Source organism: Bradyrhizobium archetypum, assembly GCF_013114835.1.
GTDB classification, from domain to species: Bacteria; Pseudomonadota; Alphaproteobacteria; order Rhizobiales; family Xanthobacteraceae; genus Bradyrhizobium; species Bradyrhizobium archetypum.
Map to the genome: position 1 here is coordinate 144,893 of NZ_JAAVLW010000008.1, position 14,714 is coordinate 159,606.

The 14,714-nt window shown below is 64.4% G+C and carries 14 protein-coding genes; 9 read left to right on the top strand and 5 right to left on the bottom strand.

All coding sequences use genetic code 11. The features are described from left to right. The first annotated feature begins 5 nt into the window (after nucleotides 1-5). The 4 genes from pyrF to HCN50_RS26025 all read left to right on the top strand — a co-directional run bounded on the left by pyrF (nucleotide 6) and on the right by HCN50_RS26025 (nucleotide 2,682). On the top strand, nucleotides 6-716 hold the full coding sequence (gene pyrF, locus HCN50_RS26010; RefSeq protein WP_171712746.1) for an orotidine-5'-phosphate decarboxylase: 711 nt from the start codon (nucleotides 6-8) through the stop codon (nucleotides 714-716). Nucleotides 717-736: 20 nt separating this feature from the next. Continuing rightward, a complete protein-coding gene (locus HCN50_RS26015) occupies nucleotides 737-1,039 on the top strand; it encodes a DUF1330 domain-containing protein (RefSeq protein ID WP_171712747.1) in 303 nt (100 codons plus the stop codon). Between the two features lie 178 nt (nucleotides 1,040-1,217). After that, on the top strand, nucleotides 1,218-2,033 hold the full coding sequence (gene dapB, locus HCN50_RS26020) for a 4-hydroxy-tetrahydrodipicolinate reductase (protein ID WP_171712748.1): 816 nt from the start codon (nucleotides 1,218-1,220) through the stop codon (nucleotides 2,031-2,033). Between the two features lie 25 nt (nucleotides 2,034-2,058). Next, nucleotides 2,059-2,682 (top strand): 2,3-bisphosphoglycerate-dependent phosphoglycerate mutase, encoded by a 624-nt coding sequence (locus tag HCN50_RS26025; protein WP_171712749.1) that lies wholly within the window; start codon nucleotides 2,059-2,061, stop codon nucleotides 2,680-2,682. Between the two features lie 146 nt (nucleotides 2,683-2,828). Here HCN50_RS26025 and HCN50_RS26030 read toward each other — a convergent pair whose 3' ends face one another. Then, a complete protein-coding gene (locus HCN50_RS26030) occupies nucleotides 2,829-3,725 on the bottom strand; it encodes a methylated-DNA--[protein]-cysteine S-methyltransferase (RefSeq protein WP_171712885.1) in 897 nt (298 codons plus the stop codon). Nucleotides 3,726-3,781: 56 nt separating this feature from the next. Further along, the gene (locus HCN50_RS26035; RefSeq protein WP_171712750.1) at nucleotides 3,782-4,303 is read right to left on the bottom strand and encodes a DUF2244 domain-containing protein; all 522 of its coding nucleotides are present in this window, start codon (nucleotides 4,301-4,303) and stop codon (nucleotides 3,782-3,784) included. Between the two features lie 22 nt (nucleotides 4,304-4,325). Between HCN50_RS26035 and nth the strand changes: the two genes are divergently transcribed. Further along, nucleotides 4,326-5,099, top strand: coding sequence for an endonuclease III (nth, locus tag HCN50_RS26040; protein ID WP_171712751.1), 774 nt, complete (start codon nucleotides 4,326-4,328; stop codon nucleotides 5,097-5,099). A gap of 119 nt (nucleotides 5,100-5,218) precedes the next feature. Here the strand turns inward: nth and HCN50_RS26045 are convergent, their stop codons facing one another. Together HCN50_RS26045 and HCN50_RS26050 are read right to left on the bottom strand one after the other, a co-directional pair. After that, the gene (locus tag HCN50_RS26045; RefSeq protein ID WP_171712752.1) at nucleotides 5,219-5,965 is read right to left on the bottom strand and encodes a sulfate transporter family protein; all 747 of its coding nucleotides are present in this window, start codon (nucleotides 5,963-5,965) and stop codon (nucleotides 5,219-5,221) included. Nucleotides 5,966-6,103: 138 nt separating this feature from the next. Continuing rightward, nucleotides 6,104-8,500 carry a heavy metal translocating P-type ATPase gene (locus tag HCN50_RS26050; RefSeq protein ID WP_283812126.1) on the bottom strand — a complete coding sequence of 799 codons (2,397 nt, stop codon included), beginning with the start codon at nucleotides 8,498-8,500 and terminating at the stop codon, nucleotides 6,104-6,106. A 50-nt stretch (nucleotides 8,501-8,550) separates the two neighbouring features. Here HCN50_RS26050 and HCN50_RS26055 point away from each other — a divergent pair, with 50 nt between their 5' ends. Both HCN50_RS26055 and HCN50_RS26060 read left to right on the top strand, forming a co-directional pair. Beyond that, nucleotides 8,551-8,826: a metal-sensitive transcriptional regulator gene (locus HCN50_RS26055; protein WP_171712754.1), complete on the top strand. Its 276-nt coding sequence runs from the start codon at nucleotides 8,551-8,553 to the stop codon at nucleotides 8,824-8,826. A 480-nt stretch (nucleotides 8,827-9,306) separates the two neighbouring features. Continuing rightward, a complete protein-coding gene (locus tag HCN50_RS26060) occupies nucleotides 9,307-11,229 on the top strand; it encodes a TonB-dependent receptor (RefSeq protein WP_235977215.1) in 1,923 nt (640 codons plus the stop codon). A gap of 139 nt (nucleotides 11,230-11,368) precedes the next feature. Here HCN50_RS26060 and HCN50_RS26065 read toward each other — a convergent pair whose 3' ends face one another. Continuing rightward, nucleotides 11,369-12,367, bottom strand: a complete 999-nt coding sequence (locus HCN50_RS26065) for a YiiX/YebB-like N1pC/P60 family cysteine hydrolase (protein ID WP_171712755.1) — start codon at nucleotides 12,365-12,367, stop codon at nucleotides 11,369-11,371. Between the two features lie 189 nt (nucleotides 12,368-12,556). On the opposite strand from HCN50_RS26065, the gene HCN50_RS26070 reads away from it, so the two are divergent. Both HCN50_RS26070 and HCN50_RS26075 read left to right on the top strand, forming a co-directional pair. After that, nucleotides 12,557-13,957: a flavin monoamine oxidase family protein gene (locus HCN50_RS26070; protein ID WP_171712756.1), complete on the top strand. Its 1,401-nt coding sequence runs from the start codon at nucleotides 12,557-12,559 to the stop codon at nucleotides 13,955-13,957. After that, the gene (locus tag HCN50_RS26075; RefSeq protein WP_171712757.1) at nucleotides 13,957-14,673 is read left to right on the top strand and encodes a Dph6-related ATP pyrophosphatase; all 717 of its coding nucleotides are present in this window, start codon (nucleotides 13,957-13,959) and stop codon (nucleotides 14,671-14,673) included. Before HCN50_RS26070 ends, HCN50_RS26075 begins: the two co-directional genes overlap by 1 nt. The last annotated feature ends 41 nt before the right edge of the window (nucleotides 14,674-14,714 follow it).

Sequence of the window (14,714 nt, forward strand, 5' to 3'; positions counted from 1 at the left end):
GTGACATGCAGCCAGCCGATATCGCAGCGAAGGACCGCCTGATCGTCGCGCTCGACCTGCCAGGGGTAAGCGAAGCGGAAGCCATGATCGCCCGGCTCGGCGTTAGCGTGAGCTTCTACAAGATCGGCTATCAGCTCGCCTATGCCGGCGGGTTGCCGCTGGCCCAGCAATTGGCGAAGTCGGGCAAGAAGGTCTTCATCGATCTCAAGCTGCATGACATCGGCAACACGGTGGCGCGCGGGGTCGAGAGCGTGGCCAAGTTAGGGGCGACCTTCCTCACCGTGCACGCCTATCCGCAGACCATGAAAGCCGCGGTCGAGGCGCGCGCCGGATCGGGCTTGAAGATTCTCGCGGTCACGGTGCTGACCTCCTATGACGACGGCGATCTGCATGCCGCGGGCTATCGTCTCAACGTCTCGGATCTCGTCGAGGCGCGGGCGCAGCAGGCGCAGGTGTTGGGCGTCGATGGCCTCGTCAGCTCGCCGGAAGAGGCGGCCGCCTTGCGCAAGATCGTCGGCCACCAGATGAACCTGGTGACCCCCGGCATCCGGCCCGCTGGCGCCGCAACCGGCGACCAGAAGCGCATCATGACGCCGGCGCGTGCGATCGCGGCCGGCGCTGACTATCTGGTGGTCGGACGCCCGGTGACCGAAGCCGCCGATCCCAAGGCGGCGGCGGACGCCATTCAGGCGGAAATCAAGCAGGCGCTGGCATAATCAAGGAACGGAGAAGTGAGATGGCCAAGGGTTACTGGATCGGACGCGTCGACGTTCACAACGACGAGGGCTACAAGCCCTACATGGCGGCCAACCCGGCCATCTTCCAGAAATTCGGCGGGCGCTTCATCGTGCGCGGCGGCAGGTTCACCGCGGTCGAAGGCCAATGCCGCTCGCGCAACGTCGTGATCGAGTTCGACAGCTACGACAAGGCGCTCGCCTGCTACAACTCGCCGGAATACCAGGCCAACATCAAGGTCCGCCAGCCGCACTCGATCGCGGACCTCATCGTCATCGAGGGCTATGACGGCCCGCAGCCGTGATCGGGGCTGGAACGTCGGTTTTGTCCGTCGTGCCCGGGCTGGTCCCCCGGCATCCCCGTCTTCGCCGAGGCGAAGAAGACGTGGACGGCCGGGACGAGCCCGGCCATGATGGCTGATGGGCCCTGATCGGTTGCCGGAACGGCCTCATCCCGCTATAGGGCGTGAAGAGGAAAAAGCCATGGCCGATATGCGATTGATCGTTGCGGGGGCCGGCGGCCGGATGGGCCGCGCGCTGGTGCGCGTCATTTCCGAGACGCCCGGCGCGGTATTGACCGGCGCGCTGGAGGCGCCGGGATCGGTACTCCTGGGCAAGGATGCCGGTGTGCTTGCGGGCCTGCCGGAGAACGGCATCAAACTTTCCGCCGACCTCTGGGCGCTGTCGGCCAATGCCGACGGGATCGTCGATTTCACCGTGCCGGCTGCCACCATCGCCAATGTCGCGATCGCCGTCGAACGCGGCCTCGTGCACATCATTGGAACTACCGGCCTGTCGACATCAGACATGGCCGTGATCAAGAGTGTCACCTCGCGTGCAGTGGTGGTGCAGTCAGGCAATATGAGCCTCGGCGTCAATCTGCTCGCCGCATTGGTCAAGCGCGTCGCGCAATCTCTGGACGAGAGCTTCGACATCGAAATCGTCGAAATGCACCACAGGGCCAAGATCGACGCGCCGTCCGGCACGGCCTTCCTGCTCGGCGAAGCTGCCGCTGCCGGCCGCGGCGTCGACCTGCACGCCCGCTCGGCGCGCGGCCGCGACGGGCATACCGGTGCGCGCCGGCCGGGCGACATCGGCTTTGCTGCGCTGCGCGGCGGCACCGTCACCGGCGATCACTCCGTGATCTTCGCTGGCCCCATGGAGCGGATCGAACTGACCCACCGTGCGGAAGACCGCACCATGTTCGCACAGGGCGCCGTCAAGGCGGCGCTGTGGGCGCGGGGCAAGCAGCCCGGCTTCTATACGATGACCGACGTGCTCGGGCTTGCCGACTTCTAGACATCGAACAACGGAAAATCCTGGAATGAGCGAACGTCTTCTTGTGCTCGTGCGCCACGGGCAGAGCGAGTGGAATTTGAAGAACCTGTTCACCGGCTGGAAGGATCCTGACCTGACCGAGCTGGGCATTGCCGAGGCCAAGGAGGCCGGCCGTAAATTGAAGGCGCAGGGGCTGACATTCGACGTCGCCTTCACTTCCGACCTGACGCGCGCCCAGCATACGCTGAAATTGATGCTCGCCGAGATCGGCCAATCCGGGCTGCCGACGACGAAGGACCTCGCGCTCAATGAACGCGACTATGGCGATCTCTCCGGCCTCAACAAGGATGACGCCCGTAAGAAATGGGGCGAGGACCAGGTGTTGATCTGGCGCCGTTCCTACGACGTGCCACCGCCCGGCGGTGAAAGCCTGAAGGACACGCTGGCGCGCGCGCTGCCTTATTACGTGCAGGAGATCCTGCCCGGCGTGCTGCGCGGACAGCGCACGCTGGTCGCCGCGCACGGCAATTCGCTGCGCGCGCTGATCATGGTGCTGGAGAAACTGACGCCGGCGCAGATCTTGAAGCGCGAACTCGCGACCGGCGTGCCGGTGATCTACCGCCTCAATGCGGATTCGACGGTCGCGACAAAGGTCGATCTGGCTGCGTGAGGCATTAGACCTCATGCTGAGGAGCCTGCGCAGCAGGCGTCTCGAGGGATGAATGGCACCAGTCGGGCCTCATGGTTCGAGACGGCGTCATCGGGCTGCGCTTCGCGCGGACCCGCTGGCGCCTCCTCACCATGAGGGTTTAGCCGCTAATGCAGTCCCACCTGCCCGGCTTCCCAGCCGAGCATCGCCTGCTTGCGCGTGACGCCCCAGTGATAGCCGGTGAGCGCGCCGCCTTTGCCAAGGGCGCGATGGCAGGGCACCACGAACGACACCGGGTTGCGGCCGATGGCAGCGCCGACGGCACGCGATGCCTTCGGGTTTCTGATCTTGGCGGCGATATCGGAATAGCAGACCGCGCGGCCCATCGGGATCTTGAGCAGCGTCTCCCACACCCGCACCTCGAAATCGGTGCCGATCAGGACCACGCGCAATGGCTGGTCCGGCCGCCACAGCCGGGTATCGAAGATGCGTTGCGCGAGGCTCACGGTGCCGTCGTGGTCTTCGAAATAGGTTGCGTTCGGCCAGCGCCGCTTCATGTCGGCGAACGCCGCCGACTCCTCGCCGGGATCGGCAAAGGCGAGCCCGGCAAGGCCGCGGTCGCTGGCGATCACGATGGCCGTGCCGAAAGGCGAAGCGTGGAACCCGTAACGCAACATCATGCCGGCGCCGCCATTCTTCCATTCGCCCGGCGACATCGCTTCGTGGGTGACGAACAGGTCATGCAGCCGGCCCGGGCCCGATAGCCCGGAGTCGAGCGCAGCGTCGAGCACGCTGGCGGAATCTCGCAGCAAGCTCTTGGCATGATCCAGGGTGAGCGCCTGCATGAACGCCTTCGGCGTCAGCCCGGCCCAGCGGCGGAATAAATGGTGCAGCTCATCTGGCGTGACGGCCGCAGCATCCGCCATCGCCTCGATGGTCGGCTGCGAGCGCCACTGTTCCGAGATGAAGGCGATCGCACGGCGCACGGAATCGTAGTCGCGCAGCGCGGCGCTCTGGTGGCCCGGCTTGGCCAGGCGCTGGTCATGTATCGCTGATATCATCATGGGGTCTGATTTAGGGCTCATGCGCGGCTCAAACCACCCGATTTCTGACAAGCACCTCAAGCCACCGGATTATAGGTAGGTCCGCGCTTGGCGGCTTGCAGCGCAGCCAGCAAGGCTTTGGCAAAGCTGGCTTTTTCGTCTGGACCCAAAACCTGGCCAATCGAAACCCGCCGGCCACGGGAGACCAGATAGAGCCGCTCGATGCCGAATTCGGGGTCGCCGGTCTGCTCTAGCTGCACCCAGAGCGGATTGAACGACCACTCCATCAGATGGCCGCGATGGCTCACCTGCCGCACGCGCAACTCCGATGGCGTCACCACGATGTCCTCGGTGGCGTCAGCGCTGCGAAAATTGATCCGGAATGCCCAGTAGATCACCAGCGCGTCGAGGCCGAAAAAGCCGACCACGGGCCAGGCGCCGATCAGCAAAAACGCGATGCCGGCGACAAAGCTCACGCCGCCGATGAACGTCATCAGCACCAAAAAGCCGGTGCGGTTGAGCGAGCGATGCGGCGTCACCCGCGCCGAAAACAGCGTCGGCTGGTCAAGCACCGGATCAAAGTCGTTGCCTGCGGTCATCGCGTATCAGTATATCCCGATCATGGCCAAAATCATCCGTCCTATCCGCGCCAAAAAATCCCGCGTTCCCTCCGTGCCGAAGAAAGTGGCAAAGAAGGCCGCCAAGGCGCCGACGGGTGTGGCGAAGAAATCGACCGGGCTAAAGTCTCCAAAGGCCAAGCCTTGGACGCCGGCCGAGATCCACGAGGCGTTCAGCCGGTTTCGCAAAGCCAATCCGGAGCCAAAGGGCGAGCTTGAGCATCTCAACCCCTACACGCTGCTGGTGGCGGTCGTGCTGTCCGCGCAGGCAACGGATGCCGGCGTCAACAAGGCGACCCGCGCGCTGTTTGCGGTCGCCGATACGCCGCAGAAGATGCTTGAGCTCGGCGAAGAGAAGTTGCGCGACTACATCAAGACGATTGGGCTCTACCGCAACAAGGCGAAAAACGTCATCGCGCTATCGCGAAAGCTGATCGACGAATTCGGCGGCGAGGTGCCGCGCACGCGGGCCGAGATCGAATCGCTGCCGGGCGCCGGGCGCAAGACCGCCAATGTGGTGCTCAACATGGCCTATGGCGAGCACACGCTGGCGGTGGATACGCACGTCTTCCGCGTCGGCAACCGCACCGGGCTCGCGCACGGCAACACGCCGCTCGAAGTCGAGCTGGGGCTGGAGAAGGTGATCCCGGCGGAATTCATGCGGCATGCCCATCATTGGCTGATCCTGCACGGTCGCTACACCTGCCTGGCGCGCAAGCCGCGCTGCGAGGTGTGTTTGATCAACGATCTCTGCCGCTGGCCGGAAAAGACGGTGTGAGTGATTGGTGTCATTCCGGGGCGCATCGAAAATGCGAACTATGGGGCGCCCCTTGCGCCCCTGAGAATCTCGAGATTCCTGGTCTGGTCCTGCGGACCATCCTGGAATGACGTGCCCAGTCACGCCACCGGCATCTTCCTCCCCGGCTCAATCAGGTCGGGCCGCGGCCCCGAGAGCCGCTTGTGCATGTGGACCATGAAGGCCATGCCGAACAACGGCGTCGCCAGATTGACGATCGGGATCGACACAAAGGCCGCAATGAACAGGCCTGCGGTAAACACGGTTGCGGCATTGTCCCGGCGCATCGCCTTGGCCTCCACGGGCGAACGGAAACGCATCGCCGCGAGTTCGAAATATTCACGCCCCAACAGCCAGGCCGTGGCGATGAAGAAGATCAGAAAGCCCGCACCGGCGAACAGCACGAAGGGCAGGGCGATCAAATAGACCAGGATCGTCAACAGCGCCGTCTTGATGCCCTCGGGGATCGCGATGCCGAGCGGCAGCGCCTCGCCGGGACGTTCCGCCGGATAATGCTCACGCTCGACATGCTCGGCGACATCGTCGACGAATACGCTTGCGATCAGCGAGGTGACTGCCGGCATCAGGAAAATGCCGCCGAGCACGACGCCGAGCCCGGCCGCGATCGAGATGATCCAGGAAAGGATGTGGAGCGAGGTGTGGAAGCCCGGCCCGAGCATCGCCTCCGCCCAGCCCTCGCCGTAATCGGCAAACCAGCTCAATAGCCGCTGCAATCCGATCGCCAGCACCGTGATCAACACCAGCGCCAATCCGATCGAGCGCCACAGGATGGAGCGCATCGGCGGCGACAGGATCTGCGAAAGCGCCTTGACGGCGGCGTCGAGCATGGCGGTTCTACCCTTGTGAAGAAACCCTCGCGAGAGGTAGATACCTGCAAGAGCTTCGGCAAGAGGCGGCGACTCCTCGGGGGAGGACCTTGCCGGGAGGGAGCCCACCGTGCGTGAGGCGAGACCTAGGCTTCGAGACTACAGCCGCGTCATTCGCAAGCGTAGCGCGTTGCCGACGACGCTGACCGAGGACAGCGCCATCGCGGCGGCGGCGATGATCGGCGACAGCAAGAGGCCGAATGCCGGATAGAGAATGCCGGCGGCGATCGGGATTCCGGCGGCGTTGTAGATGAAGGCGAAGAACAGGTTCTGCCGGATATTGCGCATCGTTGCCTGCGAAAGACGCCGCGCACGGACGATGCCGGTAAGATCGCCTTTCAGCAGCGTGAGCCCGGCGCTTTCCATCGCGACGTCGGTGCCGGTGCCCATGGCGATGCCGACTTCGGCTGCGGCGAGCGCCGGCGCGTCGTTAACGCCGTCGCCGGCCATCGCGACGATCTTTCCGCCCTTCTGCAGCTTTGCCACCACCGCGCTCTTCTGATCGGGCAGCACTTCCGCTTCAACATCGGCAATACCGAGGCGCTTTGCGACGGCATTCGCAGTGGTCTTGTTGTCGCCGGTCAGCATGATCACCTCGATGCCCTCGGCCGCGAGCGCCTTCAGCGCGTCCGGTGTCGATGCCTTTACGGGGTCGGCGATGGCAAACAATGCCGCCAGCCTTCCGTCGACAGCCATGTTGATGACGGTCGCGCCCTCGCCGCGCAGACCCTCGCCCTGTTCGTTGAGCGCGCTGGTTTCGACGCCCAGCGATTGCAGGAAGTTTGCATTGCCGAGCACGACGGTTCTGCCGTCGACCTTGCCGGTGGCGCCCTTGCCGGTCGGTGAATCGAATTCGTCGACCTTGCCAAGATCGAGATTGCGCTCTTTGGCCGCTCGCACGATGGCATCGGCCAGCGGATGCTCGCTGGCACGCTCGACGCTGGCCGCCAGCCGCAGGACGTCGGCCTCGCCAAATCCCGGGGCCGCAACGATATTGACCACCTTCGGCTTGCCCTCGGTGAGCGTACCGGTCTTGTCGACCACGAGCGTGTTGACCTTCTCCATCCTCTCCAGCGCTTCGGCGTTCTTGATCAGCACGCCGGCCTGCGCGCCGTGCCCGACGCCGACCATGATCGACATCGGCGTGGCGAGGCCGAGCGCACAGGGGCAGGCGATGATCAGCACACTGACGGCGGCGACCAGGCCGAATGCCATGCGCGGCTCGGGCCCGAACCAGGCCCAGGCGCCGAACGCGACCATCGCCACGACGATCACAATGGGCACGAACCAGCCGGAAACCCGATCGGCCAGCCGTTGGATCGGCGCCCGCGAGCGCTGTGCATCCGCGACCATCTTCACGATCTGCGAGAGCAGCGTGTCACGCCCCACTTTTTCCGTGCGCATGACGAAGCCGCCGGACTGGTTGAGCGTGCCCGCGATGACCTTGCTGCCGGGCTCCTTGGTGACCGGCATGGATTCGCCCGTGACCAGCGACTCATCGAGAGAAGAACGGCCCTCCAGGATGACGCCGTCGACCGGCACTTTCTCGCCCGGCCGGACCCGCAATCGGTCGCCGACTGCCAGCGCGTCGATTTCGACCTCATGATCGGCGCCGTCATCGCCAATACGGCGCGCGGTCTTTGGTGCAAGCTGCAGCAGCGCTTTGATCGCGCCTGACGTCGCCTCACGCGCGCGCAGCTCGAGTACCTGGCCGAGCAGCACCAGCACGGTGATGACCGCCGCCGCCTCGAAATAGACCGCCGCCGCGCCGCCATGGCCGCGGAAAGTATCGGGGAAGATGCCGGGCGCGACCGTGCCGATGACGCTGTAGACATACGCAACGCCCGTACCCATCGCGATCAGCGTGAACATGTTGAGATTGCGCGTGCGCAGCGACTGCCAGCCGCGCACGAAGAACGGCCAGCCGGCCCAGAGCACGACAGGCGTGGCGGATGCGAATTGGATCCAGTTCGACAGCGTCGGATCAACCCAGCCGTGGCCGCCGACGAGATGGCCGCCCATTTCGAGGACGACCGCCGGCAGGGACAGCACCAGGCCGATCCAGAAGCGGCGCGTCATGTCGGCGAGTTCAGGATTGGGCGGCGCATCCAGGCTCGCGACCTCCGGCTCCAGCGCCATGCCGCAGATCGGGCAGCTTCCGGGGCCGACCTGGCGGATCTCCGGGTGCATCGGACAGGTGTATATCGCGCCTTCCGGCACGTCGGCTTTTGGTCGCTTGTCTTTCTCCAGGTAAGCGGCGGGATCGGCAGCGAATTTTGTACGGCAGCCGGCCGAGCAGAAATGAAAGGTCTCGCCGCGGTAGTCGAAGCGGTGCGTGCTCGTTGCGGGATTTACCGTCATGCCGCAAACGGGGTCGCGAACGGTTGCCGCGCCGTTGCCGTGATGGTGGTGATGGGCGTGGCCGGCGTGGCTATGGCCGCCGCCGCAGGCGCCCTTTGGCGCGCCGTTTCGATCGGTGCTTTCATCCTCGCTCATCGTCATCTCCGGCACTTGAAACCTATACCCTGTAGGGGTATATAGGACGCATGCGAAAAGACATCAAGACATCCTGTCAGAAACGTCTCAGCCGGATCGAAGGCCAGGTCCGTGGCCTGTCACGAATGGTTGATGAGGACCGTTACTGCATCGATATCGTCACCCAGATCTCAGCCGTCCGGGCCGCGCTGCGGCGCGTCGAGGAGGAGGTATTGCGGGATCACGTCGCGCATTGCGTCGAGCACGCCATCACCAGCGGCAACAAGGCCGAGCAGCGCGAAAAGATCGCCGAACTGATGGCCGTGATCGGCCGCGCGGATCGGTAGCAGCGGCGGCAAAAACCTAACGAGATTGTGGGGCAATATATCTGCTCCGGCCAGTCTGCCTTGATCCAGATCAGCGGTCGGTCGGCGATCCCCCGTGCTTGCGCCCCTTCTTATTGTAACGTCATACCGCTCTTGCTAGCGTGAGGTCCTGGGTTGGCTTGCACTGATGCGGTCGCGTGCCGATTGTAGCAGTTATCATGCGGGGCATGCGCATTGCGTCGGTCTGTCTGGGGAGCAATTTCGGCCGTCGCATCGCTGTTGATCACGGAGTCTCCGGCCGCCGCGCAGAGCGCCGTGGCTCGCCCCGGCCAGCTTCCTGCTGTCACCGTTAATCCTCCCGAAGAGCGGCCGCGCGTCCGGTCCAAGCCGCCGCGTCGTGCGCAGACCGCACGAAATCCCTCTGCAATTCAACCAGCGGTACCCGCGTCGCACGTGAACAGCGGCGTTACGCCGGGCTCCGCGACCATGGGGCCGGCATCCATGCAGCCGACTGCCACCATGACCATCAGCGGCACGGATGTGAACGCCCGGCCGTTCTCGCGTTCCGGCGAGGCGCTGGAGGTCGTGCCGGGGCTGATCGTCACCCAGCATTCCGGCGAGGGTAAAGCCAATCAGTATTTTCTCCGCGGTTTCAACCTCGATCACGGTACCGATCTCGCCATCAGTGTCGATGGCATGCCGGTCAACATGCCGACCCACGGCCACGGGCAAGGTTATGCCGACGTCAATTTTCTGATTCCGGAACTGGTGCAGTCGGTCATGGTGCGCAAAGGGCCTTACTTTGCCGACCAGGGCGATTTCGCCTCCGCGGGCGCGGTTGCCATCGACTATGTCAACCGGCTGCCAAACAATATCGCCGAACTGACGTTCGGCAGTTTTGGCTATCGCCGCGCGCTGGCGGCGGGATCGACAGTGGTCGGCACTGGCACGCTGCTCGCCGCCTTCGAAGGAGTCGGCTATCATGGTCCGTGGAACGTGCCGGACCATGTGCGCAAGCTCAACGGCGCACTGCGCTACAGCCAGGGCACTGCGACCGACGGGTTCACGCTGTCGGCGATGGCCTATGCGAACGGCTGGAATGCGACCGATCAGCTAGCGCAACGTGCGATCGATCAGGGTCTGATCGGCCGGTTCGGAACGCTCGATCCAACCGATGGCGGCGTCGCGAGCCGGTTCTCGCTTTCGAGCAACTGGGCGCAGTCGGGCGAATATGGGCAGAGCAAGATCAACGCCTATGTGATCAACTCGTCGCTGCGGCTCTACAACAATTTCACCTACTTTCTCGACGATCCCGTTAACGGGGATCAGTTCAGCCAGATGGACCGGCGCACGGTCTATGGCCTCAACGCCAGCCACGCTTTCGACGCGCGCATGGGCGGGATCGAAACGCAGACCCGCATCGGACTGCAGACGCGCGGCGACGATATCCGTGTCGGCCTATTCAAGACATTCCAGCGCGAGACGCTTTCGACGATTCGCGAAGATGGCGTGCGGCAGAGCAATGTCGGCTTATGGGCCGACACGACGGCGCGATGGACCGACTGGCTGCGCACTACGGCCGGCATCCGCGAGGACTATTTTTCGGGAAGGGTGGTTAGCGACACGCCGGCGAATTCCGGCAACACCGAGGCGTCGATGACGAGTCCCAAGGCCGGCATTGTGCTGGGGCCTTGGTACAAGACCGAGTTCTACGGCAACGCCGGTTACGGCCTGCACTCCAACGATATCCGCGGCGCGACCATCACCGTCAATCCGATCGACAAGGTGACGCCGCAGGATCGCGTGCCGCTGCTGGTTCGGTCAAAAGGCGCCGAGCTCGGCATCCGCACCAAAGCAGTCGAAGGCCTCACCAGCTCGCTTGCGGTGTTCGTCCTGGACTTCGATTCGGAATTGCTGTTTGTCGGCGATGCCGGGACCACCGAGCCGAGCCGCCCCAGCCGCCGCGTCGGCGTCGAATGGACCAGCCAGTATCAGATACTGCCGTGGATGCGGCTCGATTTCGACGTCGCTTATACCCGCGCCCGCTTCGCCGATTTCGATCCGGCGGGCAATTTCATTCCGGGCGCACCGGCGTGGATCGGGAGCGGCGGCGTGACGTTCGGCGGCGAGACCGGCTGGTTCGGCGCGCTGCGGGGTCGCTATTTTGGCCCGCGTCCTCTGATCGAGGACGACAGTGTTCGCTCGCAGGCGTCGCTGATCTTCAATGCGCGCGCCGGTTACAGATTCGACAATCGCCTGCGGCTGCAGCTCGACTTGCTCAATCTCTTCAACGCAAAGACCAACCAGATCGAATACTATTATCTGTCACGGCTGGCGGGCGAGCCGATCGGCGGCGTCGCGGATCGTCATGTGCATCCGGCCGAGCCGCTGGCGATGCGGCTGACGCTGGCGGGGAGATTTTGATGGAGCCGCAGGGTGGGCAAAGGCGCGCGAGCGCCGTGCCCACCATCTATCCGCAGAGTGCCGATTGAATGGCGGGCACGCAGAGCCTGTCATCGGGCGCGCATTCGCGCGACCCGTTGGCTTTGCCTACCTTACGATTCTACGCCACCCTCTGCGGAGCGCGCGGCCTCATGCGGCGCTCCGGCGGGCGGACCGCGACATATTCGACGGCGAGATAGTGTTCCGACACGGTGATGCGTTCGATCATCGTGGTTTCGACGGTGACTTCCTCAACCGTCATTTCTTCAGCCGTAATCGGAAGCGGCGCTTCCTGGTCAACCTCTTCAGGAACAAGTGGCGGCGACTTGACCTCTGGAAACACACCGAACTCGCCCGCTACCTCCGGGAGCGGCTTCTGCTTGTCGGCCCAGTGCAAGGCCGTGTAGTCGAAGCCGTGCACGATGGTGGGTTTGACGATTTCGAAATAGGGCGAGATGTCGAAATCGCGTGGCATGTAGAGCGAGGAATCGCGGATATGCAGGATTTCGCGCCGCGCCTTGCGCGAGGCCGCGCGGGTGATCTTGGGCAGGATCGGGTAGCGCACGGCATCGAACGCCTGCGCGATCAGCGCCGAGCAGATGATCTTGGTGGGGTCGCCCGAGCCGAACGCGATCATGCGGCGGCGCCAGCGCTGCGGCACCGGCAGCGGAATCAGATAGCGCATCAGGTCGACGATGTTCTTGGTGTCATAGCCGAAGCCGATGCGGTTGATCGCGTAGCGACACACCGTGGTGCGGTCCTCAAAGGACAGGCCGATCGGGCGGCAGATGCGGGTGTGATAGGGATAATATTTCGACAGCGGCGCCGAGGTCACGCCTTCGCCGATATTGGCCTCGATCAGCACATGCGGTTCGCCGTCGGGCTCGCTGGCGCCGTCGACCTGGCCGACATAGAGCGCGGCATGCGACCAGGTAGATTGCGTGAGGTATTTGATGATGCCCGAGATGCGATTGTTGCCTTCGACCAGCAGCACATCGCCGGGCGCGATGATGCCGCGCAGGTGTTCGGGATCGCTGGGCGTAAACGGCTCGTAGCCCGGCACTTCCTTCTGCAGGTAGCGGGCAATCAACTGGCCGATCGTGTCGAGCATTACGCCCATCAAACTCCCCCAGAGCGGCTTTTCTCCCGCTTTTTTTGTTTCCTTATCATGGTCGCAAGCGGTTTCAATTTAGTTCATGCGAAGGATGGATCAATCATGATTGATTTACCATCAGTGTTGCTGCGCAGCGTGAGATGCGGCACAGTTCGCAAGGTGTTCTCGCTTCCTTCAGGCCGTGGAAACCATGACATGACAATGACCCGCCGCACCTTCCTGTCGGCGTCCGCAGGCCTGGCAGCAGCGCCGGTTTTTTCCGGGCAGCGGCGTGCGGCAGCCGCACCGTTGCCACGGGAAGCCGACATTGTCGTGATCGGCGCGGGCGCGGCCGGCATTGCTGCGGCGCGGCGGATCATGGCGGCAAACCGCAAGGTGATCATAGTGGAGGCAGCCAGCCAGATCGGCGGCCGCTGCCAGACGGATACCGCGACCTTCGGCGTGCCGTTCGATCGCGGCGCGCGCTGGATGCACAATCCCGAGACCAATCCGATGATCAAGCTGGCGCGGGCGGCGGGCCTCGAGATCACGACGGCACCGTCGGGCCAGAAGATTCGCATCGGCCGCCGCAACGCCCGCGCCGGCGAGACCGAGGAATTTCTCGCAGCCCTGGTGCGCGCCAACCGCGCCATCGACGACGCCGCACGGCGGCTCGACGTTTCCTGTGCGTCGGTGATGCCGAAAGAACTCGGCGACTGGGCCGGCACGGCGGAATTCATGCTCGGGGCCAGTTTCGCCGGCAAGGATTTGAAGGATCTATCCGTCGGCGACAAGTCCCGCGCGCAGGACCGCAACACCGCGATCGCCTGCCGCGAGGGGCTCGGCACGCTGATCACAAAGCTCGGCGAGCAGGTGCCGGTTTCGCTGTCGACGCCGGCCAACCGCATCGTCTGGAGCAACCGCGACGTCAGCGTGGAGACGCCAGCGGGCAGGATCGCCGCGCGTGCCGCCGTCATCACCGTGTCGAGCAACGTGCTGGCGGCGGGCAATATCAAGTTCGCACCGGATATTCCAAAGCGCACACTCGAGGCCGCCTCGAAGCTCAGCCTCGGCAGCTACGATCGGATCGCGCTGCAGATGCCCGGCAATCCGCTGGGATTGGCGCGCGACGACGTTGTGATCGAGAAGAGCGATTCGATGAGGACCGGGCTGATCTTCGCCAACATCGGCGGCTCGTCGCTGTGCACGATCGATGTCGGCGGCTCGTTCGGCCGCGATCTCTCCGCGCAGGGCGAGAAGGCCATGGTGGCGTTTGCGGTGGAATGGCTGGCAAAGCTGTTCGGCAGCGAGGCGGCCGCCGCGGTGAAGAAATCGAGCGCGACGCGCTGGAATGCGGCGCCCTTCGCGCTCGGCGCGATGTCGGCGGCCGGTCCCGGCGCGCAATCATCGCGAAAGGTTCTGACCGAACCGGTCGGCTGCATCTATCTCGCCGGCGAGGCCACCCATGAAACGCTGTGGGGCACGATCGATGGCGCCTGGGAGAGCGGCGAGCGCGCGGCAGAAGCCGCGCTCCGGCGGATCGGCGCGTTGAAGGATCCCGAGCCTGAGGCGCGGCCTCAGAAGCCGCGGCGGCGCGTACCGTCTCCGATCAACTGATGGCCCGGCCCAAGGCACTGATCTCGTGGTCGAGCGGCAAGGACTCGGCATTCGCGCTGCATGAAGTGCTGCGCGCGGGCGAATTCGAGGTGGTTGGGGCGCTCACCACCGTTACCGAGACGTTCGGCCGGGTGTCGATCCACGGCGTGCGGCAAGAGATCTTGCAGGCGCAATGTGAGGCCGCCGGCCTGTCGCAGCGGATCGTGCCGATTCCCTATCCCTGCCCCAATGAGATCTACGAGGCGCGAATGGGCGAGGCGGTCGCGCAGGCCGTTGGTGACGGCATCACGCATATGATCTTCGGCGATCTGTTCCTCGCCGACATCCGCGCATATCGCGAACAGAAACTGGCCGGTACCGGCATCACGCCGGTATTTCCATTGTGGGCGCGGCCGACGACCGAGCTGGCGCAGGCGATGATTGCGAGCGGACTCGAGGCGCATCTCGCTACGGTCGACCTGAAGAAGCTGCCGGCCGATTTTGCAGGCCGCAAATTCGATGCAAGCTTGCTGTCTGATCTGCCTGAGGGCGTCGACGCTTGCGGCGAGAATGGCGAGTTTCACACCTGCGTGGTGGCAGGGCCGATGTTTTCGCGGCGGTTGGCAGTCACGAGAGGCGAGTGCGTCGCGCGCGATGGGTATGCGTATTGCGATCTGGTGATGGATAATGCCTTTTCCGTCGTTCCGGCCAAGCAAAGCGCGAGCCTGGACCCATAACCAACAGCTGGTAGTGCTGTAGCACGCTGGGGCCGCATCCA

What these genes read in the sequence shown, in the direction of transcription:
- pyrF (WP_171712746.1), top strand. Translation starts at nt 6, where the DNA reads ATGCAGCCAGCCGATATCGCAGCGAAGGACCGCCTGATCGTCGCGCTC.
- HCN50_RS26015 (WP_171712747.1), top strand. Translation starts at nt 737, where the DNA reads ATGGCCAAGGGTTACTGGATCGGACGCGTCGACGTTCACAACGACGAG.
- dapB (WP_171712748.1), top strand. Translation starts at nt 1,218, where the DNA reads ATGGCCGATATGCGATTGATCGTTGCGGGGGCCGGCGGCCGGATGGGC.
- HCN50_RS26025 (WP_171712749.1), top strand. Translation starts at nt 2,059, where the DNA reads ATGAGCGAACGTCTTCTTGTGCTCGTGCGCCACGGGCAGAGCGAGTGG.
- HCN50_RS26030 (WP_171712885.1), bottom strand. Translation starts at nt 3,725, where the DNA reads ATGATGATATCAGCGATACATGACCAGCGCCTGGCCAAGCCGGGCCAC.
- HCN50_RS26035 (WP_171712750.1), bottom strand. Translation starts at nt 4,303, where the DNA reads ATGACCGCAGGCAACGACTTTGATCCGGTGCTTGACCAGCCGACGCTG.
- nth (WP_171712751.1), top strand. Translation starts at nt 4,326, where the DNA reads ATGGCCAAAATCATCCGTCCTATCCGCGCCAAAAAATCCCGCGTTCCC.
- HCN50_RS26045 (WP_171712752.1), bottom strand. Translation starts at nt 5,965, where the DNA reads ATGCTCGACGCCGCCGTCAAGGCGCTTTCGCAGATCCTGTCGCCGCCG.
- HCN50_RS26050 (WP_283812126.1), bottom strand. Translation starts at nt 8,500, where the DNA reads ATGAGCGAGGATGAAAGCACCGATCGAAACGGCGCGCCAAAGGGCGCC.
- HCN50_RS26055 (WP_171712754.1), top strand. Translation starts at nt 8,551, where the DNA reads ATGCGAAAAGACATCAAGACATCCTGTCAGAAACGTCTCAGCCGGATC.
- HCN50_RS26060 (WP_235977215.1), top strand. Translation starts at nt 9,307, where the DNA reads ATGCAGCCGACTGCCACCATGACCATCAGCGGCACGGATGTGAACGCC.
- HCN50_RS26065 (WP_171712755.1), bottom strand. Translation starts at nt 12,367, where the DNA reads ATGGGCGTAATGCTCGACACGATCGGCCAGTTGATTGCCCGCTACCTG.
- HCN50_RS26070 (WP_171712756.1), top strand. Translation starts at nt 12,557, where the DNA reads ATGACAATGACCCGCCGCACCTTCCTGTCGGCGTCCGCAGGCCTGGCA.
- HCN50_RS26075 (WP_171712757.1), top strand. Translation starts at nt 13,957, where the DNA reads ATGGCCCGGCCCAAGGCACTGATCTCGTGGTCGAGCGGCAAGGACTCG.